Annotated in this window: 31 protein-coding genes; 6 read left to right on the top strand and 25 right to left on the bottom strand. The window is 42.0% G+C overall.

Annotation, left to right across the window (positions count from 1 at the left end):
• Window positions 1-7: 7 nt before the first annotated feature.
• The 14 genes from V1497_RS01455 to acpS form a co-directional block, all read right to left on the bottom strand.
• Window positions 8-2,170 (bottom strand): Tex family protein, encoded by a 2,163-nt coding sequence (locus V1497_RS01455; protein ID WP_349409237.1) that lies wholly within the window; start codon window positions 2,168-2,170, stop codon window positions 8-10.
• A 173-nt stretch (window positions 2,171-2,343) separates the two neighbouring features.
• Complete coding sequence (locus V1497_RS01450) at window positions 2,344-2,946, bottom strand: protein phosphatase 2C domain-containing protein (protein ID WP_349409236.1); 603 nt, start codon at window positions 2,944-2,946, stop codon at window positions 2,344-2,346.
• Complete coding sequence (gene sigB / locus V1497_RS01445; protein WP_414703622.1) at window positions 2,939-3,682, bottom strand: RNA polymerase sigma factor SigB; 744 nt, start codon at window positions 3,680-3,682, stop codon at window positions 2,939-2,941. The genes V1497_RS01450 and sigB overlap by 8 nt, the downstream gene beginning before the upstream one ends.
• A 16-nt stretch (window positions 3,683-3,698) precedes the next feature.
• Entirely contained in the window at window positions 3,699-4,169 is a 471-nt protein-coding gene (gene rsbW / locus V1497_RS01440) for an anti-sigma B factor RsbW (RefSeq protein ID WP_349409234.1), read from the bottom strand.
• Window positions 4,166-4,501: an STAS domain-containing protein gene (locus tag V1497_RS01435; protein ID WP_349409233.1), complete on the bottom strand. Its 336-nt coding sequence runs from the start codon at window positions 4,499-4,501 to the stop codon at window positions 4,166-4,168. Before V1497_RS01435 ends, rsbW begins: the two co-directional genes overlap by 4 nt.
• 65 nt (window positions 4,502-4,566) lie before the next feature.
• The gene (locus tag V1497_RS01430; RefSeq protein ID WP_414703592.1) at window positions 4,567-5,583 is read right to left on the bottom strand and encodes a PP2C family protein-serine/threonine phosphatase; all 1,017 of its coding nucleotides are present in this window, start codon (window positions 5,581-5,583) and stop codon (window positions 4,567-4,569) included.
• Between the two features lie 8 nt (window positions 5,584-5,591).
• The gene (locus V1497_RS01425) at window positions 5,592-5,993 is read right to left on the bottom strand and encodes an anti-sigma regulatory factor (protein ID WP_349409232.1); all 402 of its coding nucleotides are present in this window, start codon (window positions 5,991-5,993) and stop codon (window positions 5,592-5,594) included.
• Window positions 5,994-5,995: 2 nt separating this feature from the next.
• On the bottom strand, window positions 5,996-6,352 hold the full coding sequence (locus V1497_RS01420; RefSeq protein ID WP_349409231.1) for an STAS domain-containing protein: 357 nt from the start codon (window positions 6,350-6,352) through the stop codon (window positions 5,996-5,998).
• 13 nt (window positions 6,353-6,365) lie between these two features.
• Window positions 6,366-7,190, bottom strand: a complete 825-nt coding sequence (locus tag V1497_RS01415) for an STAS domain-containing protein (protein ID WP_349409230.1) — start codon at window positions 7,188-7,190, stop codon at window positions 6,366-6,368.
• Window positions 7,191-7,452: 262 nt separating this feature from the next.
• Window positions 7,453-7,803 (bottom strand): type II toxin-antitoxin system PemK/MazF family toxin, encoded by a 351-nt coding sequence (locus V1497_RS01410; RefSeq protein ID WP_221569017.1) that lies wholly within the window; start codon window positions 7,801-7,803, stop codon window positions 7,453-7,455.
• 4 nt (window positions 7,804-7,807) lie between these two features.
• A complete protein-coding gene (locus tag V1497_RS01405; protein ID WP_414703621.1) occupies window positions 7,808-8,077 on the bottom strand; it encodes a CopG family ribbon-helix-helix protein in 270 nt (89 codons plus the stop codon).
• A gap of 141 nt (window positions 8,078-8,218) precedes the next feature.
• Window positions 8,219-9,376 carry an alanine racemase gene (gene alr / locus V1497_RS01400; protein ID WP_349409228.1) on the bottom strand — a complete coding sequence of 386 codons (1,158 nt, stop codon included), beginning with the start codon at window positions 9,374-9,376 and terminating at the stop codon, window positions 8,219-8,221.
• Between the two features lie 347 nt (window positions 9,377-9,723).
• Entirely contained in the window at window positions 9,724-10,734 is a 1,011-nt protein-coding gene (locus V1497_RS01395) for an outer membrane lipoprotein carrier protein LolA (protein ID WP_349409227.1), read from the bottom strand.
• Between the two features lie 282 nt (window positions 10,735-11,016).
• Entirely contained in the window at window positions 11,017-11,376 is a 360-nt protein-coding gene (acpS, locus tag V1497_RS01390) for a holo-ACP synthase (RefSeq protein ID WP_349409226.1), read from the bottom strand.
• 137 nt (window positions 11,377-11,513) lie between these two features.
• Here acpS and V1497_RS01385 point away from each other — a divergent pair, with 137 nt between their 5' ends.
• Window positions 11,514-12,101: a rhomboid family intramembrane serine protease gene (locus tag V1497_RS01385; protein ID WP_349409225.1), complete on the top strand. Its 588-nt coding sequence runs from the start codon at window positions 11,514-11,516 to the stop codon at window positions 12,099-12,101.
• Window positions 12,102-12,164: 63 nt separating this feature from the next.
• Here V1497_RS01385 and V1497_RS01380 read toward each other — a convergent pair whose 3' ends face one another.
• The 8 genes from V1497_RS01380 to V1497_RS01345 form a co-directional block, all read right to left on the bottom strand.
• A complete protein-coding gene (locus V1497_RS01380) occupies window positions 12,165-12,941 on the bottom strand; it encodes a hypothetical protein (RefSeq protein ID WP_349409224.1) in 777 nt (258 codons plus the stop codon).
• Complete coding sequence (locus tag V1497_RS01375; RefSeq protein ID WP_349409223.1) at window positions 12,895-13,587, bottom strand: B12-binding domain-containing protein; 693 nt, start codon at window positions 13,585-13,587, stop codon at window positions 12,895-12,897. Before V1497_RS01375 ends, V1497_RS01380 begins: the two co-directional genes overlap by 47 nt.
• A 35-nt stretch (window positions 13,588-13,622) precedes the next feature.
• Entirely contained in the window at window positions 13,623-13,976 is a 354-nt protein-coding gene (locus V1497_RS01370; RefSeq protein ID WP_349409222.1) for a hypothetical protein, read from the bottom strand.
• A complete protein-coding gene (locus V1497_RS01365; protein WP_349409221.1) occupies window positions 13,973-14,278 on the bottom strand; it encodes an antibiotic biosynthesis monooxygenase family protein in 306 nt (101 codons plus the stop codon). Before V1497_RS01365 ends, V1497_RS01370 begins: the two co-directional genes overlap by 4 nt.
• A 163-nt stretch (window positions 14,279-14,441) precedes the next feature.
• Window positions 14,442-15,860: a PH domain-containing protein gene (locus tag V1497_RS01360; protein WP_349409220.1), complete on the bottom strand. Its 1,419-nt coding sequence runs from the start codon at window positions 15,858-15,860 to the stop codon at window positions 14,442-14,444.
• Window positions 15,853-16,332, bottom strand: a complete 480-nt coding sequence (locus V1497_RS01355) for a PH domain-containing protein (protein ID WP_349409219.1) — start codon at window positions 16,330-16,332, stop codon at window positions 15,853-15,855. The genes V1497_RS01360 and V1497_RS01355 overlap by 8 nt, the downstream gene beginning before the upstream one ends.
• Window positions 16,333-16,507: 175 nt before the next feature.
• A complete protein-coding gene (locus V1497_RS01350; protein WP_349409218.1) occupies window positions 16,508-17,743 on the bottom strand; it encodes a D-alanyl-D-alanine carboxypeptidase family protein in 1,236 nt (411 codons plus the stop codon).
• A gap of 243 nt (window positions 17,744-17,986) precedes the next feature.
• Window positions 17,987-18,787, bottom strand: coding sequence for a hypothetical protein (locus tag V1497_RS01345; protein WP_349409217.1), 801 nt, complete (start codon window positions 18,785-18,787; stop codon window positions 17,987-17,989).
• A 236-nt stretch (window positions 18,788-19,023) separates the two neighbouring features.
• Here V1497_RS01345 and V1497_RS01340 point away from each other — a divergent pair, with 236 nt between their 5' ends.
• Both V1497_RS01340 and V1497_RS01335 read left to right on the top strand, forming a co-directional pair.
• Window positions 19,024-20,289 carry a helix-turn-helix domain-containing protein gene (locus V1497_RS01340; protein WP_349409216.1) on the top strand — a complete coding sequence of 422 codons (1,266 nt, stop codon included), beginning with the start codon at window positions 19,024-19,026 and terminating at the stop codon, window positions 20,287-20,289.
• Window positions 20,290-20,312: 23 nt separating this feature from the next.
• The gene (locus tag V1497_RS01335; protein WP_349409215.1) at window positions 20,313-20,540 is read left to right on the top strand and encodes a hypothetical protein; all 228 of its coding nucleotides are present in this window, start codon (window positions 20,313-20,315) and stop codon (window positions 20,538-20,540) included.
• A 35-nt stretch (window positions 20,541-20,575) separates the two neighbouring features.
• On the opposite strand, the gene V1497_RS01330 is transcribed toward V1497_RS01335, so the two are convergent.
• Window positions 20,576-21,088 carry a DNA-3-methyladenine glycosylase I gene (locus V1497_RS01330; RefSeq protein WP_349409214.1) on the bottom strand — a complete coding sequence of 171 codons (513 nt, stop codon included), beginning with the start codon at window positions 21,086-21,088 and terminating at the stop codon, window positions 20,576-20,578.
• Between the two features lie 161 nt (window positions 21,089-21,249).
• On the opposite strand from V1497_RS01330, the gene V1497_RS01325 reads away from it, so the two are divergent.
• A complete protein-coding gene (locus V1497_RS01325; protein WP_349409213.1) occupies window positions 21,250-21,840 on the top strand; it encodes a sigma-70 family RNA polymerase sigma factor in 591 nt (196 codons plus the stop codon).
• Window positions 21,821-22,693, top strand: a complete 873-nt coding sequence (locus V1497_RS01320; protein ID WP_349409212.1) for a hypothetical protein — start codon at window positions 21,821-21,823, stop codon at window positions 22,691-22,693. Before V1497_RS01325 ends, V1497_RS01320 begins: the two co-directional genes overlap by 20 nt.
• Window positions 22,694-22,741: 48 nt before the next feature.
• Here V1497_RS01320 and V1497_RS01315 read toward each other — a convergent pair whose 3' ends face one another.
• Complete coding sequence (locus tag V1497_RS01315) at window positions 22,742-23,155, bottom strand: VOC family protein (RefSeq protein ID WP_349409211.1); 414 nt, start codon at window positions 23,153-23,155, stop codon at window positions 22,742-22,744.
• Window positions 23,156-23,453: 298 nt separating this feature from the next.
• Between V1497_RS01315 and V1497_RS01310 the strand changes: the two genes are divergently transcribed.
• Window positions 23,454-25,304, top strand: coding sequence for an LTA synthase family protein (locus V1497_RS01310; protein WP_349409210.1), 1,851 nt, complete (start codon window positions 23,454-23,456; stop codon window positions 25,302-25,304).
• Between the two features lie 62 nt (window positions 25,305-25,366).
• Here the strand turns inward: V1497_RS01310 and V1497_RS01305 are convergent, their stop codons facing one another.
• Window positions 25,367-26,761, bottom strand: coding sequence for a Glu/Leu/Phe/Val dehydrogenase (locus tag V1497_RS01305; RefSeq protein ID WP_349409209.1), 1,395 nt, complete (start codon window positions 26,759-26,761; stop codon window positions 25,367-25,369).
• Window positions 26,762-26,857 lie beyond the last annotated feature (96 nt).

Genomic DNA, 26,857 nt, shown 5'->3' with positions numbered 1-26,857 from the left:
TTATGTCTTATCGATTTACCATTGTCAGCGCAATCCGTTGTTTATTCAAATCAACTTGCTCCACCCACACTTTGACTACCTCGCCAACGTGTACAACATCCATCGGGTGTTTGACGTAGTTTTTACTCAGCTTGGAAATGTGGACTAGTCCATCCTGTTTCACTCCGATATCGACAAAGGCTCCAAAATCAACGACATTCCTGACTGTCCCTTCAAGTTCCATCCCTTCTTCGAGATCTTCCATCTTCAATACATCTGTTTTTAATAGAGGTTTGGTTACTTCATCACGGGGATCTCTTGATGGCTTGACGAGTGCATCAACGATATCCTTGAGTGTCAATTCCCCGATACCAAGCGCCTCAGCTGTTTCAGATAGATTTAATGATTGCAGCTTCGCTCTCATTTCATCCGTTCCGATTTCCTGCTCCGACGCCCCTAATGAATCCAAGAGCTTACGTGTATCCGAATAGCTTTCCGGATGAATCGGTGTTTGATCCAACGGCGTCTTCCCTTCCATGATTCTGAGGAATCCGATACATTGCTCATACGTTTTCGCTCCGAGACGCGGTATTTTTTTTAGTTGTATCCTGCTCGTGAATTTTCCTTCTTCCTCTCGTTGTTTCACGATGTTATTGGCAACCGTCTTGGAAAGACCAGCGACATATTGCAGCAAGGATGGTGAAGCTGTATTTACGTTAACACCGACTTGGTTAACGACCGTTTCTACGACGAATGTCAGCGAATCATTCAGTTCCTTCTGCGAGACGTCGTGCTGGTACTGGCCGACTCCGATGGATTTCGGATCGATTTTGACCAGCTCGGCCAAAGGATCCTGCAGTCTTCTTGCAATTGAGACAGCACTTCTCTCTTCAACCTTAAGGTCAGGGAATTCCTGACGTGCAATCTCAGATGCGGAATACACACTTGCACCAGCTTCATTCACGATAATATAGGCTAACTTACGGTCAAGTTCTTTAATCAGGTCTGAAACGAATTGTTCTGTTTCACGAGAGCCTGTTCCGTTACCGATTGCAATGATTTCGACATCGTGTTTTTCAATCATCCTTTTTAGGATCGCTTTCGAGTTTTCGATGTCAGATCGTGGCGGCGTCGGATACATGACATCAATATCCAAGGTTTTACCCGTGTCATCCACGACTGCAATTTTACAACCCGTCCGATATCCAGGATCGATTCCAAGAGCAATTTTCCCTTTCAATGGAGGCTGAAGAAGAAGGTGGCGTAGATTTTCAGAGAATATACGAATGGCTTGCTCGTCAGCACGCTCCGTTAATTCGTTACGAATATCCCGTTCAATGGACGGTGCGATCAAACGTTTATACCCGTCCTGGATTGCTCGTTCGATGTATTCACTTGAAGGCGTATCAAGCTTGATGTATTTTTCTCTCAACTTCCTTAGGATTTTATCCACGGGAGCTGTAATGGCTACTCTTAATACACCTTCCTTTTCCCCGCGATTAACGGCTAGTGTACGATGAGGGACGATTTTTTTCACCGGTTCTTGATAGTCATGGTACATTTCGTACGTCTTTGCGTCTTCTCCCTCAACTTCTTTTGTTTTTATTTTCGTTTCGACGATCCCTTCTTGAAAGGTGAGCGTTCGAATCCATGTCCGGTTGTCGGAATCGTCAGAGACTCGCTCTGCGATGATATCCTCTGCGCCTTGAAGAGCGTCTTCAATCGAGTGAACTTCTTTTTCTTCAGATAGGAACTTCTCGGCTTCCGAGGCTACTTCAATATTCTTCCGCTGCTCCATCAACAAATCGGCAAGAGGTTCGAGTCCTTTTTCTTTCGCTGTCGTCGCTCGTGTCCGCTTCTTCTGTTTATATGGACGATAGAGATCCTCCACTTGTTGAAGTTTCGTCGCTTTATGTATTTCCTCTTTCAGGTTATCCGTCAATTTATCTTGTTCCTCGATCAGTCGAAGGACTTCTTCCTTCCGCTTTTCCAAGTTGCGTTTATATTCCCACGCATCTGAGACGTCACGGATCTGCACTTCATCAGCTGCACCCGTCAGCTCTTTTCGGTAACGTGCAATAAAGGGGACGGTATTTCCTTCTTCAAGAAGATTGATGATATTGGTTACGTTCTTTATAGATAGCTTTGTTTCAGTGGATACTTGCTTTATGAGTTCATTATTCAATTCCAATTATGTTCCTCCTCATACTTTTACGCTATAGACTCAAGTTTACCAAATAAACGTAGTCGATGAAATCTGCAGAGGAAGGTTGTCGAGAAGGATCGCTCCAGGCTTGTGATTCCATAGGCTATGAATGGATTCCATAAAAAAGAAGGTGACTGGATAATAAAAGTCACCTTCTTCTATGTTACCTTTCCAATTACACATGTCATATCATCTACTGCCTGGAGGCATTTTTGCTTTAAGTAGCTGGATGCGACTCTTGGACTTTTTGCACGCATGACATTCCGTTTATCAGGAGAACTAAGCTCGACACCATCCGAATAGGCGATAAACATAGAGCCTTCTTGAATGGAAACTTGTCGAACATCAAATTTCATGGGTTTTCCTGAAAGGAATCCGGACTTAGGAATGGCATGGACGATCTTACCGGATGGTAGTCCAATAATCAGTCGAATATTCCCTACACCACAATATTCCAAAATCTGATCCTTGAAGTATACTTTAAACAAGGTCAAAACAGCACCACGTGTATTGAAGAGAGCATCATTACATAGCTGGATCAACGTATCGACGTCCTCATGGTGGTTGTCTTCTACGACTTTGACAGCTTTAGCGGATGCGTCATGAGCAGCTTGACCGCTACCCAGACCATCAGCTACGAGGCAAACGAAATAGTCCTTCGTCTCCTTTGTGAAATAGCTGTCGCCGTTGCACTGACCTTCAATTTTTGATCGTTGAAATGTACTCAAGTCCACTCGTTGATGTACATATTTTTCAATCATTAAAAGCCTCCGCAGGATCGACGCGTATCGCATCTTTTAATTTTTCAAGCGCTCTACGTTGCAATCGTGACACATGCATTTGGGATATATTCAACCGTTTCCCTGTTTCCTTCTGACTCAGGTTTTCGAAATACGTGCATTGAAGGATCTCCTGCTCCCGTTCTGAAAGGACACTGAATGCTTTTTGCAGGAGCATTCGTTGGTCAGTTTGTTCATAGCCACTTTCTGTACTTCCGACCAAGTCTAACAAGGTTACCGTACTGCCTTCTTGATCTGCCTCGATGGAACTGTCGACGGATAATGCCTGATAACTCTTGCCCATTTCCATCGTTTCCAAAACTTCTTCTTCTGTTGATTCCAGATAATCCGCAATCTCTGCAACCTTAGGTGAGCGTTGCAAGTCATTCGTCAGTACTTCGACCGCCTTTTTGATTCTAGGGCTTAATTCTTTGATTCTTCTCGGGACATGGACACTCCATGTCTTATCTCGGATGAATCGTTTGATTTCACCAATGATCGTCGGGACAGCGAATGATTCAAAGCTTCTCCCGAACTCCGGGTCATAACGACGAAAAGCAGCCAGCAGACCAATCATGCCAACCTGCACTAAGTCATCGTGGATGCTTTTCCCTTTTGAAAACTTACGAGCGAGAGAATGGACCAAATCCTGATAATGCTCCACGAGAATGGTTTGGATTTCTTGATTTTCTGGATCATCTCTTAATTGCTCAAGCAATTCGTAAATGTAGTCTTTATTGTGAGGGGGCTGGCTTGTATTGGTCGACACTCTCATCCACCCCATCTCTATTCAGGTATTTCGTCATCATGACTACCACTCCAGCATCATCGCTGATATCGACTTTATCCATCAGCGTTTCGATCAAGAATAACCCCAACCCTCCTTCGTTGATCTGCTCAACAGGTTTACCATTAACGGGGCCGGTTGTGTGCTTGATTTCCTCGACGTCGAAGCTCTTACCTTTATCCATGACTGTAATTTCAAGTTTATCATCGTACATGCCATATGATAAACGGATCTCACCTTCATCTTCACCATACGCATGATTCACTGCATTCGTAATCGCCTCTGAAACCGCGATCTTGATATCTTCAATTTCGTCAAACGTATATCCCATTCGAGAGGCGATACCGGATACAGTCAAACGAGCGACACCAACATAATCCGGTTTCGCAGGGATCACCATTTCGATAAGATCACTCATCGCGCCCCCTCCTCTGTGGTATGCTCAATGTTCATGACATCCGTCAACCCAGTGATTTCAAATAGACGTTGAACACGGTCCGTCATACCTGTCAGAGTAAGCTTGCTTCCATGCTGCTGAGAGGATTTCAAGGCACCGACAAATACTCCTAGTCCAGTGCTATCCATATAATCAACACCACTTAAGTCCACTAAGACTTCATGGCCTTCTTTTTGGGTCATTTGAATCAAAGTTTCTTTCAATTTAGGAGCTGTATAGGCATCAACTTCACCGTTCAGCACCAATCGTTCTGTATTGTTTTCGACATCTTCTTTATGAATCTGTAAGTTCATCGCTCTTTCCCCCTTGGATAAATAGGCGTGCATTATATTATATCCATACCACAGACGCTTAAATGTTAAACCGACCTTTTCAATATAATTAAGGTAAAATCATCCCTAAGTTCAAATTCTTGTAATTGCTCAAGGTCAGCGTATACATGATTGACGATTTCCTGAGGTGGCAAATGCATATAGGATCGTATTAATGAAATTACTTCATCTCTTGAGACAAAGCCGCTGCTCGTCCTGCACTCTGTTACACCATCTGAAAGCAGGATGATCATGTCATCCGGCTCTACGGTTTTTTCATATTGGATATACTTCGTACTTCTCGATACCCCTAACACAAGACCTTTAGCCATGAATTCATCAAAGCTATCTGATTTCGCATTATAATAAAAGCCAGGCTCATGGCCTGCCCCAGCATAGAAGAACCGATTATGGGTCCTGTTATAATGACCATAGAACATCGTTATAAACATTGTAGGATCGACGTTCTGCTCTACAACGCGGTTGAGATTCTCCAGCACGACACTCGGGTTATTCTGTTGTTCGGGCAAACTGTCCATTGCATATTTGATCATGGACATACAAAGAGCTGCCGGCACTCCTTTACCAATGACATCCGCTACGGCTACGCTGATTGAATCAGGACCGTTCTGAACAAAGTGATAATAGTCCCCGCTCATTTTCTTTGCTGCTTTACTTATGACCCCGATCTCTAATCCTTCAATGTTCGGAATCTCCCCTTGAAGGAGTGTTTGCTGCATGCTTGCTGCCACTTCAATCTCAGATTCAAGGGCCATCTGTTTATCCCTCAAGATCTGATGTTCACGATATGCCATTCCGTAACCCATCATGACTTCAATTAAAAAGTCAAAAGAATCCCTGACTTGCTCAGGTATATCACCATTAAGGGATTCTAAAACTGTAGAGTGGATATTGATTACCTCTTCAGGGGAGATATTTTGCTCAATCATTTTTCTACTGAACTGTTGTGCTTTATATAATGCTTGTTCTGTCCTTCCGCTTAAATAGGCGGAGAGGAATTGTTCGTATCGTTCTACCAGTATTCCTCTATCCCCCAACATCATCTATCCTCCTAACGGAGCCATTTCGTAATCATGATCTCAGTTCCCACATTAACTGTAGATTGAATATTAAATTCATCCATAAGTCGTTTCACTCCCGGTAGACCAGCTCCTAGTCCACCAGATGTCGTGTATCCATCTTCCATTACTTTACGAATATCCTGTATGCCTGGTCCTGTATCGTTAGCACTGATTCGGAGTCCTTTACGGTTTCCCTCTTCAATCGGTTCGATGCAAATTCTTCCGTTCCCTGCATATAAATATATGTTACGCGCTAGTTCGGATATCGCTGTTGTAATTCTTGCCTGATCAACACTTGAAAAGCCTAGCTCCTTCGCTAAATCTCTTCCAAGTTGTCTTGCGCTGACAATATCCCATTCATTTCGAACGTCTACACAGGATTGGACGGCCATGTTCATCCCTCCAAATCCAGTCGTAATTTATCTAACCCCTGTTCTAAATCTAAAGCTGTAGGTACATCCCGCATGTTGATGCCTAAATCAATTAGTGTAATCGCAACCGGTGGCTGAATACCTGTCAGCACAACTTTAGCACCCATTAGATTTGACATCTTCACAACGTCACCCAACACTTTAGCGATGAAGGAATCGACCATATCTACGGATGTTAGATCGATGACGATTCCCTTTGCACCTGTATCGTGGATTTTGCTCAATAAGTCTTCTTGAAATTCCAGCGCAGTTTTATCATCTAATTCAACTTGTATTGAAATCAATAAATATTCATGAAGCTTAAGAATTGGTATTCTCATCCGTGCTGCCCTCCTAGGATAAGGATTCAATTTTTTTGTTCGTAAGCTCTAATGCCGACTCAACACCCTTAAGCAACGTACTTCTTGTAGGGAATTCACTCAAGTCGATGCCTAGATTGACAATGGTTTGTGCAATTTCGGGACGGATACCAACCAGAATACATTTCGAACCGATCAAACGAACTGCTTCGGCTGCTTGAATGATATGGTGTGCAACCATCGTATCTACAACTGGTACACCCGTAATATCAATCAATACCACCTGGGAGCGGTTCTCGATAACACCATCCAATAAATTTTCCATGATCAGCTTGGCTCTTTCCGTATCAATCGTACCGATCAATGGCATGACACTTATGTGCTCAAAAACAGGAATCAGTGGTGCGGACAACTCCAGCAATGCTTTCTTCTGGACGGATACGGTATTCCGCCAATTTTGTGTTGAATAGGACACGACCGCTTCTAAAAGCTTGTCTATCGAATGATCAAAGTACTCAAACGTGTCCATCGCATCATCTAAGTCTTCCTTTTCATTGATGATCGTCTTCAAACCTACCCGACGGAAAACTTGTAGCCCTTTCGTTACATAACTCAACGGCCAACCGATTTGCACAGTCCTTTCGAAAAAATCTTGCAAATCAGGACCAATGTCATCCCGTTGTTCGATAACATGATTCAATAGGCTATCTATAAATTCTGTATTTGAATTTAGAAATACATCTTTCGTAACCGTCGTCAATTCACGTTCTTCTTCTCTGAAGTTGAGCATCCGATCTTGCCATTGCTCTTCTATGGAAGACCGATTCTCCTTCATCACTTCATATACGGTTGATATCATCCGTGTGCCTCCGTTCCTTCGATAGTCATACATAGAAATATTATTTCATTATTATCCAAATCTTTCAATGGTTTTGGTTTCTTAGCCACATTTTTACAGATTATATGCCATTTCAAAGTATTGGTGGTGCATGATTGGACTTATATATATTTTCGATGCACTCTTGTGAAAAACGGTCGTGCTCCTAATAAAAACCAATCCTTTTTGGACAATAAAAAAAGCCGCTTAATTTCAGCAGCTTGCTCATTTTCACATATGGATATTAAAAATCAATGAGCCCTAAACTGATTTGTAGAGCGTCATCGACTTTCTTCATCATTTCATCATCCAAATGTGTAATTTTATCTGTTAGTCGTTGTTTATCAATTGTACGAATTTGCTCCAGTAAGATCACTGAGTCACGTTCAAATTTATATTTCTTCGCACTGATTTCAACATGAGTAGGTAGTTTAGCCTTTTGAATCTGGGCTGTAATGGCCGCGACGATCACTGTTGGACTAAACCGGTTTCCGATATCATTTTGTATGATTAATACTGGACGGATACCGCCTTGCTCCGACCCTACTACTGGAGAAAGATCTGCAAAGTAAACGTCGCCACGCTTGACTATCAAATCATTACACCCCGCTTACTAAGCGGTCCAAAGTTAGATCAGCTTCCTCCTCAGCAAGAAAGGCTTCTGATGCAATGTTCAAATTGATTTTAGCCATTTCCATGTAACCTTGTCGCATAGATTCACGGATATGACGACTTTCCCGTTCTCGCAGATACATTTCGGTTGCTTGATGAATAAACTCGCTTCTATTCAAGTTCTCGTTCATAATCGCTCCGTCCACCTCTTTTATCAGTTGCTCTGGCAAGCTAATAACGATACGTTTTTTGTGCATGTCGGACACAAAAATCCACCTCCAGCTAACTGCTACGATCTCTCTGAAAAATCCCCTATTAATAGTATCATACAGACAGAATATTGCAAAGCTATCTTCGTATAATCCATTCGTCAAAATTAGTGGAAATCCTTTAATAATTTACGATTTATTTAATATTTGATTCATGGTTTCGATGATTGCATCATTTTTTTTATAAATTCTCGGTACTCTGGAAGAGATCAAGCAGGGTATTTCATAATTGATCGTATCATTTTGCATCGCAACTTCATCAATGGTTATTTCCTGATTATCCTGCCGGCCGAGCAGCGTCACCTTCGTGCCGATATCCACTTGATAAGGCAGCTTTATGAGCAGTTGGTCCATACAGATTCGGCCTACGATTTTAGCGAATCGGCCGTCGACTAAGACGGAACCTTTTTCGGCGTATCTTCGTATCCAGCCGTCTGCATAACCAATCGGGACCGTCCCGATCCATTCCTTCTCGGTTGTTCGGTAGGTTGCACCGTAACTTACAGTATCCCCAGGTTGGATCTGTTTCACATGGGACAGTTTGCTATGCAACGAGAAAGCTTGCTTAAGAGGGAAGGGCAGAACTTGTTTCATTTCCTCTGACGGGGCTAGGCCATACATGGATATCCCCACTCTTACATAATGTTGGTCATAATCCGGAAAGCGAATGGCACCTGCGCTGTTCCCGAAATGGATCACATCAGGCTTTATGCCTTCCTCCTCCAATAATGCAAGGTAATGAGAGAAACGATTCATTTGCTTCGTCACAAGTTCAGAATCTAGTTCATCTGCAGTTGCGAAATGGGAAAAAGCTCCTTCTAACTTCAGACTTTCATTTTGTTTAATATGATTAATGATTAGCTTTGCCTCATTTGGATCATTTATACCTAATCGTCCCATACCCGTATCAAATTTGATATGGATGGCTAATGGTTGCTCCAGGTTTCCGAGGGCTTGAAGCCATTCTTTTTGGAAAACCGTCAACGTAATGCCATATCTCACAGCTATTGAAGCATATTCTGGAGATACCCATCCTAGAACCAGGATCGGAACCTCTATGCCATTACGCCTCAAAGCGATCGCCTCATCCAGAAGGGCTACACCGAGATAATCTACTCCATTGTCAACGAGTTCCTTTGCAACTTGGTAAGCTCCATGTCCATACCCATCGGCTTTGACAATCGCCATTACTTTCGTACCACCTGTCAGATGGTTCTGTATCTGAAGGTAGTTATCCACAATATGATCTAAATCTACTTCAACCCAGGTATCTCTGAAATATTGCATGAAAACGACTCCCAAACGTTCTTTTCCTTCTATTGTACATGAACGCATCCGAGAGGGTAAACATGAAACCTCGTGGCGGAGTGTCAGCTTAAGTGCCTGACACTTTTCCAAACCCCTTGCTAGTGCTGCATCTATGAGTGGTGTCAGGCACTCCCCCACAACCCTTACCAGCTCTGCTTCTATGAAAAGTGCCTGACACTCCCCCACAACCCTTACCAGCTCTGCTTCTATGAAAAGTGCCTGACACTCCCCCACAACCCTTGGCATCACTGCATCTATGAAAAGTGCCTGACACTCAAGAAAGGCTGAAAAGAATAGCGTGCTTATTCTCCCAGCCTCACTTCTTGCTATTTGCCTTGCGTGGTACTCATGGATGATGCAATGGTTGCCATTTCTTCTGGCGTCAGATCATGGGATGCCAGGAAGTAATCCACACCGTTTGCGGACCAATTCAATGTCTTTCCATTCAGGACACCTACGGCGAAACCTAGATCGACCAGCTCACCTTGGTCCATGGTCAACATCTTGGTTGCAGGTGTAACTTCAGCCTGGCGCTGAATGATCGTGAATGATTTGTCCTCCCCTGCATAAGTGAGGATGATTTGATCGCCTTCTTCATTAGCTTGCTGGTTAAGTAATGTCGTACCTTCAGGGACGACGCTCGGGAATACAGGCTTGAAGCCTTTATCTCCTGTCGCCATGGTCGGAACCTCGAGTTGAGCCCCTTCCATGTTACGCTCCATATCGAAAGCACCATCGTCAAATTTGGAATTCAGCTTCGTATTCTTGAATTTCACGTCAACCAATACCTTCATATCCTTATCCATGACCTTCACTTTGGTCGGCATCAGGTTGGATTTGTCGAGTGTGATTTCCTGCTGGTATAGATTCTTGTTCTGATAATTGGTTTTCGTGTTGAATACGTATCCTTTTTCACCGGCTTTGAAGTTTCGATCGTCGTCCATCAGAATATCCTTGATCAACGATTGAATCAAGTAGACCTGGCTGCTGTTTTCCGGCCATTCACTTTGGAAACGGAAGCTCTTGTTCAATGCCGGGGTCAGTACGAACACACCGTCACTGTTTCTTAGAATCATCTGGCTTTGGTCTTTCTCAGCGTTTTTCAGGCTAACACGGTAGAAGCTCGGCTTTTTATGCCACACTTCAATTTCATAAGTGATCGGTTGTTCGCCTGTCTGCAAAGTCATGGTTGCTTCAGCCCTATAGCTGGACATCTTGCTCATCGTCTTATCCAGATCGGAAAGGACGTCCTTTTGGCTTTTGGAGCCACAAGCTGTCAAAGAAATAACTAAAAGCGCGATAACAAGAAGCGAGATTGTTCTTTTCAAATTTTTCATCTCCTTTGCCTCATATAGATGACAAAAGAGGGACGTCACATACGTAATGGAAGGATGGTCTATGCGGCTGTTTCCGGCCACGGGATGGATTTACAAGAATATACGAAAAAATGAATCGACACCCTTTTTAGATACCGTGAATGCAAGCATTTCTTTGTATATCTACACCCCCTTGTTAAGAAACCTTCAGCGGTTGCATCCACACGACCATCCGTACATATGCATCAGCATTCCCTCTAACCGCACTACAAATATATGAGACAACTTCTTGCAATATGCAGACTAGCTTGACGAGCTTTCGAGAATGACTTGGGCTACTGCATACTCGTTACTATGTGAAATGGAGACGTGAATAACGCCATCATACTGACTATGTATGGTCGGTTTGCCGTTTTCATCGGACATGATTTCGATATCCTGCCAGCTTAAATGCTTTCCGATACCCGTTCCCACCGCTTTCGCATAAGCCTCCTTCGCGGCAAATCTCCCTGCGAGGAATTCCATGCTCTTTCTTCCTTTAAAAGATTGAAACCGATCCAGCTCCAGGCGGGTTAACACCCGTTGCGCAAATTTCGGCTGGCGCTCATGCGTCTTTCTTATCCTTTCTATTTCTACGATGTCAATTCCAATACCCGTAATCACTTCTATCTCAACTCCTCGTTATACTATGGAACTTAAGCCAAACATTCATACTGCCTCAACCGAATATGGTAAACTATAGAAGTATTAGAAACATATCATACTTCTTATTGAAGACAGTTTACAAAGGGGGAATCCAAGTGTTTGTACGAACGGAAAGCCTTCGTTCATTCATCCGTCTCTATCCTATTATCACCACAATTATCGCCATACACATCCTCCTTTTCATTGGAGTAAATGTCATTCCTGATTTGTTACGGCTCACAGCAGGAATCAACATCTATATCCTTGCAGGAGAATATTGGAGATTGTTAACACCGATCTTCATACACGAAGCATTTCCACATATGTTGTTCAATTCCTTTTCATTATATCTATTCGGACCTGCTTTAGAGAGGATGCTCGGTAAGTTCAGATTCATCATCGGCTATCTCGGTGCAGGGGTGATTGCGAATGTGGCGACACTCTTTTTACAAGGGCCGGGTTATTCGCACATCGGTGCGTCGGGTGCAATCTTTGGATTATTCGGCTTATATGTGTACTTGATTTATGCACGAAGAGACCTCATTGATCAACAGAATACCCAAATTGTTATGACCATACTGGTACTGAGCTTAGTCATGACATTCGTCACTCCTAGAATTAATATTCTTGGCCACCTTTTCGGCTTGGTTGGGGGAGCTGCACTTGGACCCATCCTCTTGATGGGAATAGGAAAACGTTATTGAAATACCTCAATACAAAAAACAGGAGGACCCGCTTTACCACAACTCTCATTCAGAGCGTGGACATCAAGGGTCAACTCCTGTTTTCTTCGTATATAAACCTTTGAGTGCTTCCTTCAGAGTCGAGACAAATTTCAAGTGGTATTCCGTATCCAGATTGTTCAGAGTGACGGCCTGTTGAGGTGAAATACCGATGATGATGGCTTCAATTTCTCCCATATACCATAAGGTCTTGAATAATTGCTGCAGTTCTTTGAATCCATCCTCATTTATTTCACTCACACCTGTAAAATCAAAATACAGACGGTCTTGATTTTTGTGATGTGCATTGTCTAGGATCTTCTTCGAAATCAACATCATTTTCTCTTCTGTAAGATCCCCGAACAATGGAACGAGGGCAGTATCGTCAGTCAGAGAAATGAATGGGCCAGATAGCTCATTAATTTTATGCATCGCTGCTTCTAGTTCATTCTTTTTTTCCAACAACTCGAAATTCGTGTTTTCAAGCCTTCCTCTTAGGCGATCAATTTGATTGAACAATTTCTCATTCGCCGTACTCTTTTCCACGCAAACAATCTCCGCTGAACGATCCAAATTCCAAGAGACATGTACCTCATATAAAGAAAATGGGTTTTGAAACGTCTTCATGACCAGCTCAAAGACTGCTGTCCCATGCTTTTTCCCCAGGTTCCGTTCCGCTTTTACCATGCTGTCTCCATCAACAAGCTCCAAGAAGTTATCCACCTGTGGAAACTGTTCTTCTGTATGCTTGGAGCGCGTTATAATTTCATAGTCCTTATTGATTTGAAAATAAGGAACTGGAATGTTTGTTGTTTTCACCATATTTATTCCCCTCAGTACGATGCTCCATTATCCAGCGTTGGACATCTTGTATGCTCTTAAGGATGATCGTCTCTTCAGTACTATACTGTCGAAGGTCGTACAATCCACTTAGTCGCCCTCCAACCATCATGATCGGTGCATTTGGAATTCGACTGAGTGCATCGAGATAACCCTTTAGTTTAGGTAAATGATATAAAATCGCAACAGAAATGCCAATCAATTGCGGCTTCCACTCTTTTGCTTGAGACTCGGCATATTCCAAGGGCAGGTTTGCTCCGAATAATCGTGTTTCCCAACCGTAGTACTCGAAGATACTAGATACGATTTTTGTACCGAGATAATGCTGTTCATTCTCAAGGCAGAAAAACATGGCTTTCAGACCATTGGACTTTCCTTTTTTACGCGTAATATGGTTGTACTTATACTGCGATAGGACATAATCACAGGTAGCTGTAGCAAGATGTTCATCCGCAACGGTAATCTCATTATTCTCCCATAGCTCACCTATATGCTGCATCGCTGTTGTAAGGAAGTGAAACACCTTGATAACATCCTCTTTATCAGGCATTTCATTAATAAATGATTCACAGCTTACTTCATCACCCTCAAGCAAATAATGCGTGAACTTTTGTATGTCCTCTTTCATAGCTTCACCCACCCATGTCTATTTGTGTCTTCGGGTTATGCCCTCAATTCTAGGACAGCTTGATCAATCGCCTTATCATAAAAGACCTTACGATCAGCATCGATCCAATTATCCACTACTTGCTGGATGATTTCGAAGTTGACGCATAAATGGTCAACCGTCATGCCGTGTTTCTGCAGAATCCCATTGAGCCAATGAGCGTAATCGACAAAGAATTGGACGTCAGTCAATTCAAAAGCTGTGTCCAGGTGCCTGAAGTGATGGACATTATCCTCTCTGCACTTCCGGAGGCCTTTTTCACCGAATTGTTCTTTTAATTGAGGATATTTCTCATAAATCTTATGTACAACTTCATCAATCATCTGTTGATTGGTCATGGCCTCATTCATGTAGCGACCACACTGTACATCTGGACTTTCGGGATGATTCCAGCTAATTCTTTATCTGGATATTTCTTCTCCAATTCATGAATCCGTTTAAAGTCGTCACTTCTGACCCAGTTCAAATAGCTCTGCTTATCCTCGAATTTAATCTGGACGGTAAGCTCTTCAGGTGATTTATCGTTCTGTAGGAGCTCAAAGGATAAGAATCCTTCTGCTTGATCAACTGATCGCGAACGATTCCGATAGATATCGATGACTTCATCAGCTTTTTCCGTCGGGACCTGTACCGTTGAATGAACAATGAACATGCTATTCCCCATTTCAAATCATAGTCTTTACAATTTTCGTCGTTCGTTGGCGGTTTCCTGTTTTAATAGGAAATATTTATATTAAAATCAATAATGAATGATGACCAAAATAAAAAAGCCCCCTGTTCAGGGTGCTTTTCTTCTATAATATCATTTCCTTTCACTAACTTCGAATAAACCAATGGAAATTGTCTTTACCTGCATTCCGATCAATGTCTTTCAGTTCGTATGTTCTTCCGACTCCTCCAGAGAGTATGGCGGTTTTCATCGTTACCAAATCGTAGCGCCTTTGAAAAATGGACTGTTGAACTTCAAAGTCCTGCATACGTCTCTTCTCGGTTATCAATAACGTCCTTGAAATGAAACGGTCTTGCATAAAAAAGGATTTACCTTCGATCAACCATTTGCTGTCCTTAAAGCGGATGACTCCCCAAAAGATCAGTACAATGATTGGAACCAGATAGAGGAACCAAAAGCTCGATGGCACAAGCCAAAAAGTCGGAATAAGAAGAAGCCCAGGTAATAAAGCTCGAAGGATATATCTTCTTAACGAGCGCTTTGGTAAAGCATGCATATCCTCAGGTAATTCATAACCAGGCAGGATATGCTTCAATTCTTCATTCAACCGCGACTTCTTAATGATTGGAAAGAGCATAGCTGACACCCCAAGCTCCGGACCAGCCCCACCTGCGCTTTCGACGTGGACGGTTCCATAGCCGAACGGTTGCCGAAGAATGTTTTCAACGACCCTCAACCCTTGCACCCGTTGCAACGGAAAAGTAAGTTCCCTCTTTTCCAACAGACCTCTCGTTATGACGATCCGATCCTCATAGCGTTTCAACCGGAAGTTCGCATACTTGAAAATGACGCCTATAAAGGAAATGAACCAGGCGATGAAAACAGAAATGAACGCCATCGCCGCGATAATGACCCAACTGAATCCGCTTAACCAGTTGAATGCTAGAACATAGAAATCCTCCGGAATGAAGGTATCGAATTGCGACCCGAATGTACCCGCAAGCGGTAAAAGCACACCAAGACCTCCTGAGGTAGAAGCAGCGATGACCAGATCTTTTAAGGGCAGGGAATACGTATAAATCGGTTCCTCTCCCTTTTCACTCTCTCCCTGCTCTGTCTCTTTATCCTCACGCAATATGGAAGCAAGTTCATCTGCATCTGATTTTCGTATTGCCGCTAACGATGCTTCTGCGCCTCCACCTGCACCACCCGCTGTTTCAATGCTCACTTTGACGACATTGAAGAAACGGTGGAAGATTCCTTGTGTATAATCGATGGATTGAATCCTTTTTTTCGGTATATATCGTTTCTTTCGGACAAATACACCATATTCAATTTTCAATTCCTCACCCTCAACGTGGTAGGTGAAGCGAAGCCAATGGATGATCCCATATATCCCTAATAAAAGAATGAAAAGGAATGGAGCGATTCTCATCCATACCAGTCCGCCTTCATTCCCGGGCCCAACGAAAAAGAAGATAACCAACGGAACCAGCCATTCTTTCAACATCTTCAAAAAAGATAATCCTGCAGCTAATGGGTGTAATCGAGTCGGTTCAAACATCTTCTTCAGTCACCCTGGCCATTTTGGATATGTAATCTCTTACCTGGTCTGCCGTTTCATTATCCAAAGCTGGGATCTCATGAACCGTTGCAGCAGTGGATATCGTTACGGAAGATAAATCAAAGTGTCGCAGTATAGGTCCTTGTTTCGTATCGACATGCTGCACCCTGACCATTGGGATCAACACTTTTCGAATTATGAAGAGACCATATTTCAATTCAATTTCAAACTCACGTACTTCATACCGCCATACTCGATATCGAATCTTGGGCAGCAAATAGACGAGAAGGTAAATGATTATGATGGCAATCAATAAAATTACAAACGAAATCCATAACGGGATTGGCGTTAAAAACGCTATGACAAAGCTTACAATTGTAAGAATAACGAGGAACAAACTGTTCAATGCTCCGTATATGCGCCAAACGGTCAGCGCTCGTGGTGCAATTTGTTGTGATGGTTCATCGCGCATAAATGATTTATCCTTTCCGAGCTGTATTGGCTTTTACTCTTCATGTATTATATCGCATCTCCCTTTTATTTCCTACTTCCGTCAACCTTTAGAACGAAGAGCATCTAGAAAAAAAGATGAACACCCCGCCTGTACTTCCACCTATAGGAAGTATGGGACGGTGTATTCATCCTCTTTATCTCCTGAAACGGTGAATTTCATCCTTCATCCGTTCCATTCGAAGCCTCTTCTGTTTTCGCTTCTTTTTCACTCTATACCATCTTATTACAGCTAAAAGGAACAGAATGATTAATCCACCGAAAAGGATGGATACCCATGAGAAGCCGTTCTTTTCCGTTTCATCGACCTCCACTTTTCCCATCACCGCTTCAGCAGGCTCTTCATCCATTACTTGCTTGGTATCAGGTAACAATGGGAATGAAGCGATTTCTTCGTCTGTATCCGTATGAACGAGCAGGGTCCCTTCTTCATTGACCATCGTTTCATACGTTTCTCCAATTTTCACCGTAAAGAACTTATCTTCTTTTAAGGTGTATTCATTGCCATTTTCATCAACATACACCGTTCCTTTTTCAAGCTTTTTCGTTTCAAAATGATCGAAACCATAATTCAGTAGCTCGGTTGTATCGCTGTACGCTTGTTCGGAAGTGTCACTTTTCATTGTGACGACGATGAGTGATGTGTCTTCTTTGGTTGCAGCCGTCACCAGAGTATGCTGCGACTGATTGGTATACCCGTTCTTCACACCGAAGGTGCCATCATATCGCCAAAGAAGTTTATGGTGGTTATAAAGGGTCGTCTCCCAACTCTTCCCTATCCAATCCATTTTCTTCGTACCGACGATCTCTCGGAATTCTTTATTTTCGAGCGCGTATTGCGTAATACGAGCCATGTCTGCTGCAGTCGTATAATGATCATCTTCATAAAGGCCACTCGGATTAACGAAGTGGGTTCCTTCTAATCCTAATCGATCTTTCACAAGTGCGTTCATTTCTTTAGAGAATTCTTCCACACTACCTGATAAGTGTTCAGCAATTGCAATCGCCGCATCGTTTCCAGAGTTGATCATCAGGCCCTGGACAAGCTGTCTCAATGACATCTGTTCACCTTCAACGAGATAAACGCGGGTTCCATCCACTCTTACGGCGTTTCCCGATATCGTTACCTGTTCATCCATTCTCCCGGATTCGATGGCAAGGATTCCTGTGACGATTTTCGTTATACTCGCAGGATACATACGCCGATCTGCATCATTTTCTGCTAACACTTTTCCAGTTACAGCATCCATGATTACAAACGTTTCACTGTAAAGATCATCAGGCCTTTCAGATTCAGCAAAGGAATGAAGCGGCATCAGCAAGAGGAAGACAATCAGGAAGGGTGTAAGTAAAAAAATCTTTTTTTGTTTCATTTTCTTAGCCCCTAATTCGTTATGTTGTATCTATATTATTCGTAAAGTGTGGGCAATTTGACAGGATTATTGACCTAATCCCATTTTCTAAGAAAGAACGGCAGTAATGCAAAACATTATTTCCCATATAAGACCTTATTTCCATAATTCCTTTCGTTGATTGAGTTACAACAATAAAAAGACTGCCCCATTCCTGTCAGAACTGACAGATGGAACAGCCTTCTTCATTACATCTCTTCTATTTTAAAAGTTCACACTTCTAACTGGTTTCTTTCGTTGGGTGATGACTTCTTTTCCGTTTTGAAGATTGAGAGAAACGTAACGATCCGATCTCCCCGTCTTCACATCGAGCTCTTGAATTAAGATATCCTTTCCATTTTCATAAAGGAATCTCGGACAAATACTCACCTCATACTCCCGGTCAACCACAAACCGCTCGTCCAGCATCAGGATCTTCTTTGGACTGTTCTCTGTAAGTGGATAGGCGGAAATGTACAGTTTGTTTTGGATGACGAGGAGGTCAGCAGGGGCAAAATGCGTGCCAAGCTCTTCAAAATCAATGGATTTACCATTTAGAATATACAAGCGTGCTATATCTAGGTCCACGACATACGCAGATACACAAACCGCACCGTTGAATTCATTGACGTCCCAGATGAACCCGTCAATCTCCCATTCATTCAATATTTCTAAATGTTGTTTGGAAAATTGATAAACAAACCCTTCTTCCCCATCGCCTTCACACGCGATGATGATATGTTCTTCAAATTCATATATATTCGGCGTACCATGTATTCTCTTCTTCATGATGATGCCTGTCTTATCGTTTACAGCAATGAGATCATATCTGTCATTTTTATCGATCGGATAATAGTACCATTTATTGTTCGCATCGTCTGTCAGAAGCTTTTTCTTTGTTTGGGTCATTGGATGCGTTTTTCGATCTGTAGTCCTCGTTGTAACATCCTGAAGCCATCCACCAGGAGCAAATAGCGGGTCTTTCGATTCGTAGGTGTGCTGAAATAAACTGTTCTTATTTCCCATTATTCTATCCTCCCATTCATGTCATAATAAACAAGAACTTCTTACTACTTCCGATATGGCAATATTCTCAATTGAATGAAAATCTAGTTTAAAAGACTAACTGAGATTTCCTTTTTGTGTTATATTAATTTTATCAAAGGAACATATGGTCCTGTATTGGGAAAAATGGTAGTTTTGATAGACAATATTTGAGGGTTTTTCGGGTCAATTTTCCCAAGTTTGGGAGGGGGGATATTTTGATAGGACAGCGAATAAGATATTACAGAAAGACAAATGGCCTCACTCAAGAAGAATTAGCCAGGGGAATTTGCTCGGTTTCCTACCTTAGTAAAATTGAAAACGGAGACGCGAAATCTAGTGAAGATGTGATCGAACTACTTTGTGAACGCCTCGGGATTTCTCCGAAGGATAAACAAATAGATGTGAATATCATAGGGATGCTCAATGAATGGAATCATCTGATGGTTGAAAGAAAACATGATGAAGTAACCGTTATGAAAGAAAAAATAGATGATTATCTACCGATTATTGAAGATCCCCAATTGTTAATTCGGTACGATTTGTTTTTGGCCCGATATTATATAACCCACAAGAAGATTGAAGAGGCAAACGAGATTATTAAGAAGCTCGATCAACTCGATAAAACACATTTTGATGGCCCCTTAAAATTTTATTATAACCTTATAAAAGGCTTATATAACTATATAATCAACGAGTACAATGAATCATTAAAATACTTTGAGGAAGCCGAACATTTTGTGCAATATACACCATTAACCCAACTAGAGCTTGCAACCTATTATTACAGCCTTGCATTAACTCATACAGCTCTTTATCACAATACATCAGTAATTAACTATGCTTATAAATCCCTTACAATATTCGATAAAGAGTACAATTATACGAGAAGTGCGGACTGTCAGATATTACTAGGGATTGTAAATAGAAGAATTAACAACTACTCACAAGCGGTTCACCACTTCAAACAAGCTCTGAAATTTGCAGAGTCATTTAATGATAAGCGCACACTGGGTATCATTTATCATAACTTAGGGTTAGTTTTCTCAAACAAAAAAGAATCTGAAAAAGCGATAGAGTGTTACTTGAAAAGCACCTCTATCAAAGAAGGTTCAGAAGATAAAACGATTTTTATTACCTATTATTTGTTAGCCATGGAGTTTTTCAATTTAAACAAATTTGAAGAGTCGAGATCCTGGTTGGAAAAAATGGATAAACACCTTGAGACCATCCAACAACTTAGACAAAAGGACAATTTAATTCATTATAATGTTCTAAAAATGCGACTTAACAATGCAACAGGAAAGGAATATGAGTCTTTTCTTAAAAAGGAGGTCATACCATATTTCCAAGATAAGAATATCATGGAGTTTGTTTGTAAGTACGCTACATTATTAGCCGAGTATTATTATGAAAACTCACAATATAAGAATTCAAGTGAATATTATAAGCTGGCTTTACAAGCCGGAAGTAATTTCAGTTAAATTAAAATAAGGAGTTGTTTTAAATGAAAAAAATCATGTTCTCATTAGCTTTAGTAGGTTTGTTGGTTTCAGGTTTTGCTTCTGCACAAAATTTTAATGCAATAGATGATAGACCTGAACCATCTCCTACATATGATGGTTTTGCAATTGATGACCGTCCAGAATTAAACTCTTCAAATAATCTGTTAGCCATTGACGACAGACCTGAGCCTGCTCCAAAGCCAAACATCGATGACAGACCTGAACTTTAAACCTAAAAAAAGAGAAGAGTAATCTTCTCTTTTTTTTATTTCCCCATATAACACTCTTCGCTATGATCTGGCTGTATGAATCCTGCTGCCATTAAGAAGCTTTCGGCTGTTGTGAGCCCGACGTGTTTAAAGGTCTTCTTGATTTGTTTCTGCTTGTCCAGTATTTCGTCAGGCAAAGTATCGAAATACCTTTTCAAACTGCCGTATTGTTGGATGAGCTCCTCTGCTACCTGCGCATTATGGATGGTCGCTTCAATCTTCCTTCGGTGTCTAACGATCCCTGCATCATCTAAAAGCCGCTCAACTTTTTCCTGATCATAGTTTTTTACAGACGAAATGGAAAAGGAATCAAACGCCTTTCGGAAGTTCTCCCGCTTATGTAAAATCGTTCTCCAGCTCAACCCTGCTTGAAAGATTTCGAGTGTCAACGCTTCAAACAGGTCGTCATCTCCATATACAGGCTGTCCCCATTCCTTGTCATGATAGGTAATCAATAAGGGATCCTCTTCACACCACTTGCATCGTGTCACCTTTTTTGTCGTTTCCATTTTCCGGCTCCTCTCATGCCCATTCCCATATATAATGGGTGTAGCGATACTTTGTTACTTACTACTTTACTGACTCCATCAAATAAAATCCATGGTAAATGAAACGTAATATCGATGTCTTACGTCGAAAAGATAAAGACAAATAAAAGGAGGTCGACAGGTTGGAAGAACAGAAACCCAGGCAACGGTCCAAAATTCAGCTTGATAATGTGATTGGACGTTATCCGAAAGACGAAGTCATTGAACTTCTCATGGACCAATACGGTGAAAAATTGACACGCCTTGCCTACACGTATGTAAAGGATTGGGGGAAAGCAGAGGACATCGTCCAAGAGGTGTTCGTCACATGTTATACAAAGCTGGATACATTCCGTGGAGAATCCTCAGTGAAGACTTGGATCTATCGTATTACAATAAATCGTTGCCATGATTACCATAGAACCTGGTCTTTTCGGAACCTCCTTTTTACCGATAAGATTTCCCGTATGATGAAAGGAGATTTGCACACTCCTGAGAGCGATCTTATTGCGAAGGATGAAAAGCAGATGGTGGCAAAGCAAGTGCTTTCGTTACCGATAAAATACAGAGAAATGCTTCTCCTTTATTACTTTGAAGAATTGTCTGTCCAGGAAATCAGTGTGATGCTGCTCATTAATGAATCGACCGTTAAAACACGTCTTCATCGTGGCAGGCAGCTACTGAAAGATGTCATTTCATCAGAAAGGAGTGACGATGGTGGAAGAACGACTTAAGGAACTCAACAACTCAATGAATCAGATGATGGACGGTGAAGAACGGTTTACTGAAAAGCACCGCCAAGCGATCCGTCAAAAAATAGCGAAGCAACGAATTAAAAATCCCGCTTCCTTACGAGCGAATTGGAAACCGGTGCTCAGTACAGCCGTCAGTCTGCTTCTCATTCTCGCCATCGTACAGATTGCGATGGATAATATGAAATCTGATTACTCGATGTCGAGTGAAAGTGCAGATAAAGCAGAATCAGGAGAAAGTGCTGGATTAACAGTAGAAAAAAGTCAATTAGAAGACGCTGAATCGGATGAAGGTGCTGATGCAAGTGTCCCAGAAGAAAAACTCCATCAGGATAGCACCAATGGAAGTGGACATGAAAATATCACTCCTCCTCTAGATAAAGACGTGGTGAAGGCTCAAATCAATGAACCTGTCTTACCAATTGATGATGCACTGAAATCGGTCTATGAAAATTTGAAGGAGACCGGAAATCAAAAGGCACTGGCAAATCTTCAGCCCTTTCAGGTCATGCAAATTTATTATCATGCTGAGCAGCTGGGAGACCATGAAACACAGTATATGATGTACTATCAGAATCCCGCGGGTTCAATGCCAAGCAAGAAGATGTATTTGGATCAGGTTGAATCGAACCCAGTGAGCCCTGCTGTTAAGGAAAAGAAAATGAGAGAGCTGAAATCGGTTGATTCTTTTGAGGTCACGTATGAAGAAGATATCAGCGGTATACAGCAAGCGTATGTGACTTGGGGAGGAACTGGAGAAGATATGAAATTCTTCCGGTTGATCAAAGATCCTCAGCAAAAGATATGGACTGTATCCTATCAAGCAAACCAATAAATTCATCAGGTTGACCCTGACAGGTTGTTGCCCTGCAGGTCAACCTTTTTATTCTGAGATGCTAGGTGCTACAATTTCCACTTTGATCCGGTCTGGATCCTCGAAGTAAACAGCATAATGATTCATGCCACCTGCATAGGGATGTCGCTCCGGATAAAGGATTGAAACGCCTCTTTTCTTCAGCGTTCTCGTCAATTCATCCACTTGTTTACGAGACTCTGCATGAAAGGCAAGATGATTCAATCCCACTCGACATCGGTGATACGGCACATCGAGATACTTCCTTTCGGTTTGAACGATTACGATATAGGAGTCAAGGAGCTTATAGCTTCTTCCCTTCTCCCACTTATGATATTCACTATACCCCAGCTCAGTGAGCAACCATTCCCACAAATGCAAGGATTTCTGTAAATCGGATACATAGAGTTCAATATGATGGATAAGACCCTTCCTCTTTTTCATTCTCTACACCTTCTTTCCATTTTTGTACGGAGAAGTACGCCCTTCTCTATTTACTGGTAAAATTTAATCATAAACCTGTCAACTTGAGTAAATGCTTGAAGCAACGGGTAAAGAGTAGGAAGGAAGGATGTTTACCGCATTTGCAGCTTCCTCTTCTTTCAATAATTTGCTAATATATTGAATGTTCAATTGACGTTTATAAATTAAAATGGAACTTTTCTTAACTTCTATCGTCTATAAAATATATGTGTTTACCACATGTTTATATGTATTTCCGTCAACCGGGAGGGTAGCTTGCATGAAAGAGCGAGAAAGCTTCGTAAAGAATACCATCATCATCACCGCCATATTACTATGGATCAAAACCTATCTTGTATATAAATTAAGCTTCAATCTACCTGTTTCAAACTGGAAACAAGAATTGATCCTGGTCATCAATCCGTTAAGTTCCGTTTTATTTACGCTTGCCTTTATTTACTTCTTCCCGAAACGGTTCCACAACCGGATGACGTGGATTGTTGCCCTGCTCTTCTCTATTCTATTGTATTCCAACACACTCTACTATCGATTCTTCAATGATTTCATCACTGTCCCTGTCTTGTTCCAGACCAATAACGTCGGTGATATCGGACACAGTCTGATTGCTCAAACGTATTGGTATGACATTTTCTTTTTCCTTGATATTCTATTGATCGGTTATCTTGTTAAGCGAGGATTTCTTAAAGCTGCAACTTATACGAAACGTGATTTGACGAAATTCTTAATCGTGGCGACTTCCGTGCTGGTCATCAACCTTGGTCTTGCGGAATCCGAGCGTCCTCAACTTCTGACACGTACATTCGACAGAGAACTGCTCGTTAAAAATCTCGGAACCTATAACTTCCATCTCTATGATTTATTACTGCAATCAAAGACAACTGCACAAAAAGCCTTAGCGGATAATGTCGATATCGTGGAAGTAAATGAGTATGTGAAAGAAAATGATGTTCCTGTGAATGAGGAACTGTTTGGCATTGCAAAAGGTAAGAATGTCATCCTCATCTCGATGGAATCGACACAGCAGTTCGTCGTCGGGGAGAAAGTAGATGGAAAAGAAATCACACCGTATCTGAATGACTTGATTGAGGAAAGTTATTATTTTGATAACTTCTACCACCAAACAGGTCAAGGTAAGACATCCGATTCTGAATTCCTGCTCGACAACTCATTATACCCTCTTCCTCGTGGAGCCGTTTTCCAGACTCATGCGTTGAACGAGTTCTATGCTACACCAGAAATTTTGAAGGGTGAGGGTTATCATAACGTCGTCTTCCACGGGAATAATAAGAGCTTTTGGAATCGAGACATCATGTACAATACACTGGGTTACGATGACTTTATTTCAGAGGCCTATTATACGATTACCGAAGACAATCAAATCAATTATGGGCTGAAGGATCGTCCCTTCTTTAAGCAATCGATGGATCACTTGAATAAAATGCCTCAGCCCTTCTATGCGCGCTTCATTACACTCACGAATCATCACCCGTATAAGTACACTCTTGATGATCAGATGATCAACACATTTGAAACGGGAGACCCAATTGTCGATCGTTATCCTGTGACAGTCCGATATACAGATGAAGCAATTAAAGAATTCATTGAAGGTTTAAAAGCTGAAGGCCTTTATGAGGATTCCATCATTATCATTTATGGCGATCATTATGGCATTTCAGAGCGCCACAATGATGCTATGGCCGAAGTGCTAGGAAAGGAAATTACACCCTTTGAGAATGTACAGTTACAGCGAGTACCTCTCGTCATCCACATACCTGGTCAAGGTGGGAAGACGATATCCAAGGTCGGTGGGCAAATCGACTTGAAGCCAACGATCCTTCACCTGCTTGGTATTAAAACGGAAGGCATTCACTTTGGTACGGACCTCTTCTCCAAAGAGCACAAGAATGTCGTTGTCTTTAGAGACCGGAGTGTTGTCACAGACAAGTATGTGTACACCTCTGATACCTGTTACGATCGGAAAACAGGAAACGAAATTCCAGTAGAATCTTGTGAGGAAGCTCGAAAATATCAGATGGAATTAGATTTGTCTGATAGTGTCATCTACGGAGATTTACTTCGTTTCTCTCCTTATGCGAAGGAAAATGAATAGCTAAACAAAAAGTGACCTGAAAGGACTTGTTGTCCTTCAGGTCACACTTTCTATATGCTCCTTCAACAATCAATCGGCATTTCCCAATTCTTTATCCAACCTCTGGCAATCATCCCTTTTGCTAGTCGACCGACTCCTACAAGGTAAGCTGCCTCTCTCATTTTTACATCTTTAGCATCTCGCATATCGTAAACCGCTTTGAAGGCTTCTTTCATCTTTTCTTCCAGCTTTTCCATGACTTCTTTTTCTTTCCAGGAATAATGCATCGCATTTTGCACCCATTCGAAGTAAGAAACTGTCACCCCACCGGCATTACAGAGAATATCTGGAATGACAAAAACACCTTTCTTCTCTAAAATCTCATTGCCTTGAGGCGTAGTCGGTCCATTTGCAGCCTCCGCGACGATTTTCGCTTTAATACTGTCTGCATTGTTTCCTGTGATTTGGTTTTCAAGGGCAGCCGGGACGAGGATATCACATTCCAGTGAAAACAAATCATCATTAGATAAATGCTCACTATCAGGGAAGCCTTTCACTGTTCCCTTTTCGTTCACATAGTCAATCAATTCCTTTATGTTAAGACCGTTGGCATTATAAACGCCACCCTTTGCATCGGTTACACCAATTACTTTCACGCCGCTTTCTTCCAAGTATTTCGCAGTGATGGAGCCGACATTTCCGAACCCTTGAATTACGGCGGTCATTTTCGATAGGTCAAGATCAAGTCGTCTCGCTGCTTCGCGAATCGTTATGACGACTCCTCGGCCAGTCGCTTCCACCCGACCTTCAGAACCCCCTATGATCAACGGTTTTCCTGTAATGAATCCTGGGACATTATGCCCTCTCAACCGGTCAAATTCATCAAGCATCCATCCCATGATTTTAGGACTCGTGTTTACATCTGGTGCCGGGATGTCTTTTTCCGGACCCATAATCGGTTCCAATTCCCTGATAAACCCTCTGCTCAATTCTTCAATTTCACGTTCAGACAGATCCTCAGGGTCGACGATGATTCCTCCCTTTCCACCACCGAATGGAATTCCGACAATCGCAGTTTTCAAGGACATCCACATTGAAAGGGCGATCACTTCATCTTCATTGACATTCGAATGGAAGCGGACCCCGCCTTTCGTCGGACCGAGAATATCCGTATGCTGAGCACGAATTCCCGTATAGTTCACGACATCCCCATTATCTCTTCGAACAGGTATGGAAACCTTCATGACTCTTTTTGGCTTTTTCAAGATATCGTAAACACCCTCTTGAAGGTCCAGTGTCTTCGTTGCACGTTCAATCAGACGCTGGGCAATATGGTATGGATTCGTAATCTCCTCTCCATCCTTCTCTTCCTTTGCGGGCATTTCAGACTTGATTTTCCCGGCCATTTCTTTGACCAAATCTTCATCTACTAAATCTTTTAGATCTTCAATTTCTTCGATGCTTTTGTTTGCTGACATCTGACAACCTCCCATTTCGACAGTACTTAATACCTATGATTCCTGTTCCCCTTTTCCATGAAACCTCTATTTGCCAACTATTGCTTAGTATGTCCT

It is taken from the genome of Pseudalkalibacillus sp. SCS-8 (assembly GCF_040126055.1).
GTDB lineage: Bacteria > Bacillota > Bacilli > Bacillales > Fictibacillaceae > Pseudalkalibacillus > Pseudalkalibacillus nanhaiensis.
Note: the sequence above shows the minus strand (reverse complement) of the source record. Positions and strands in the feature narration are given on the sequence as shown.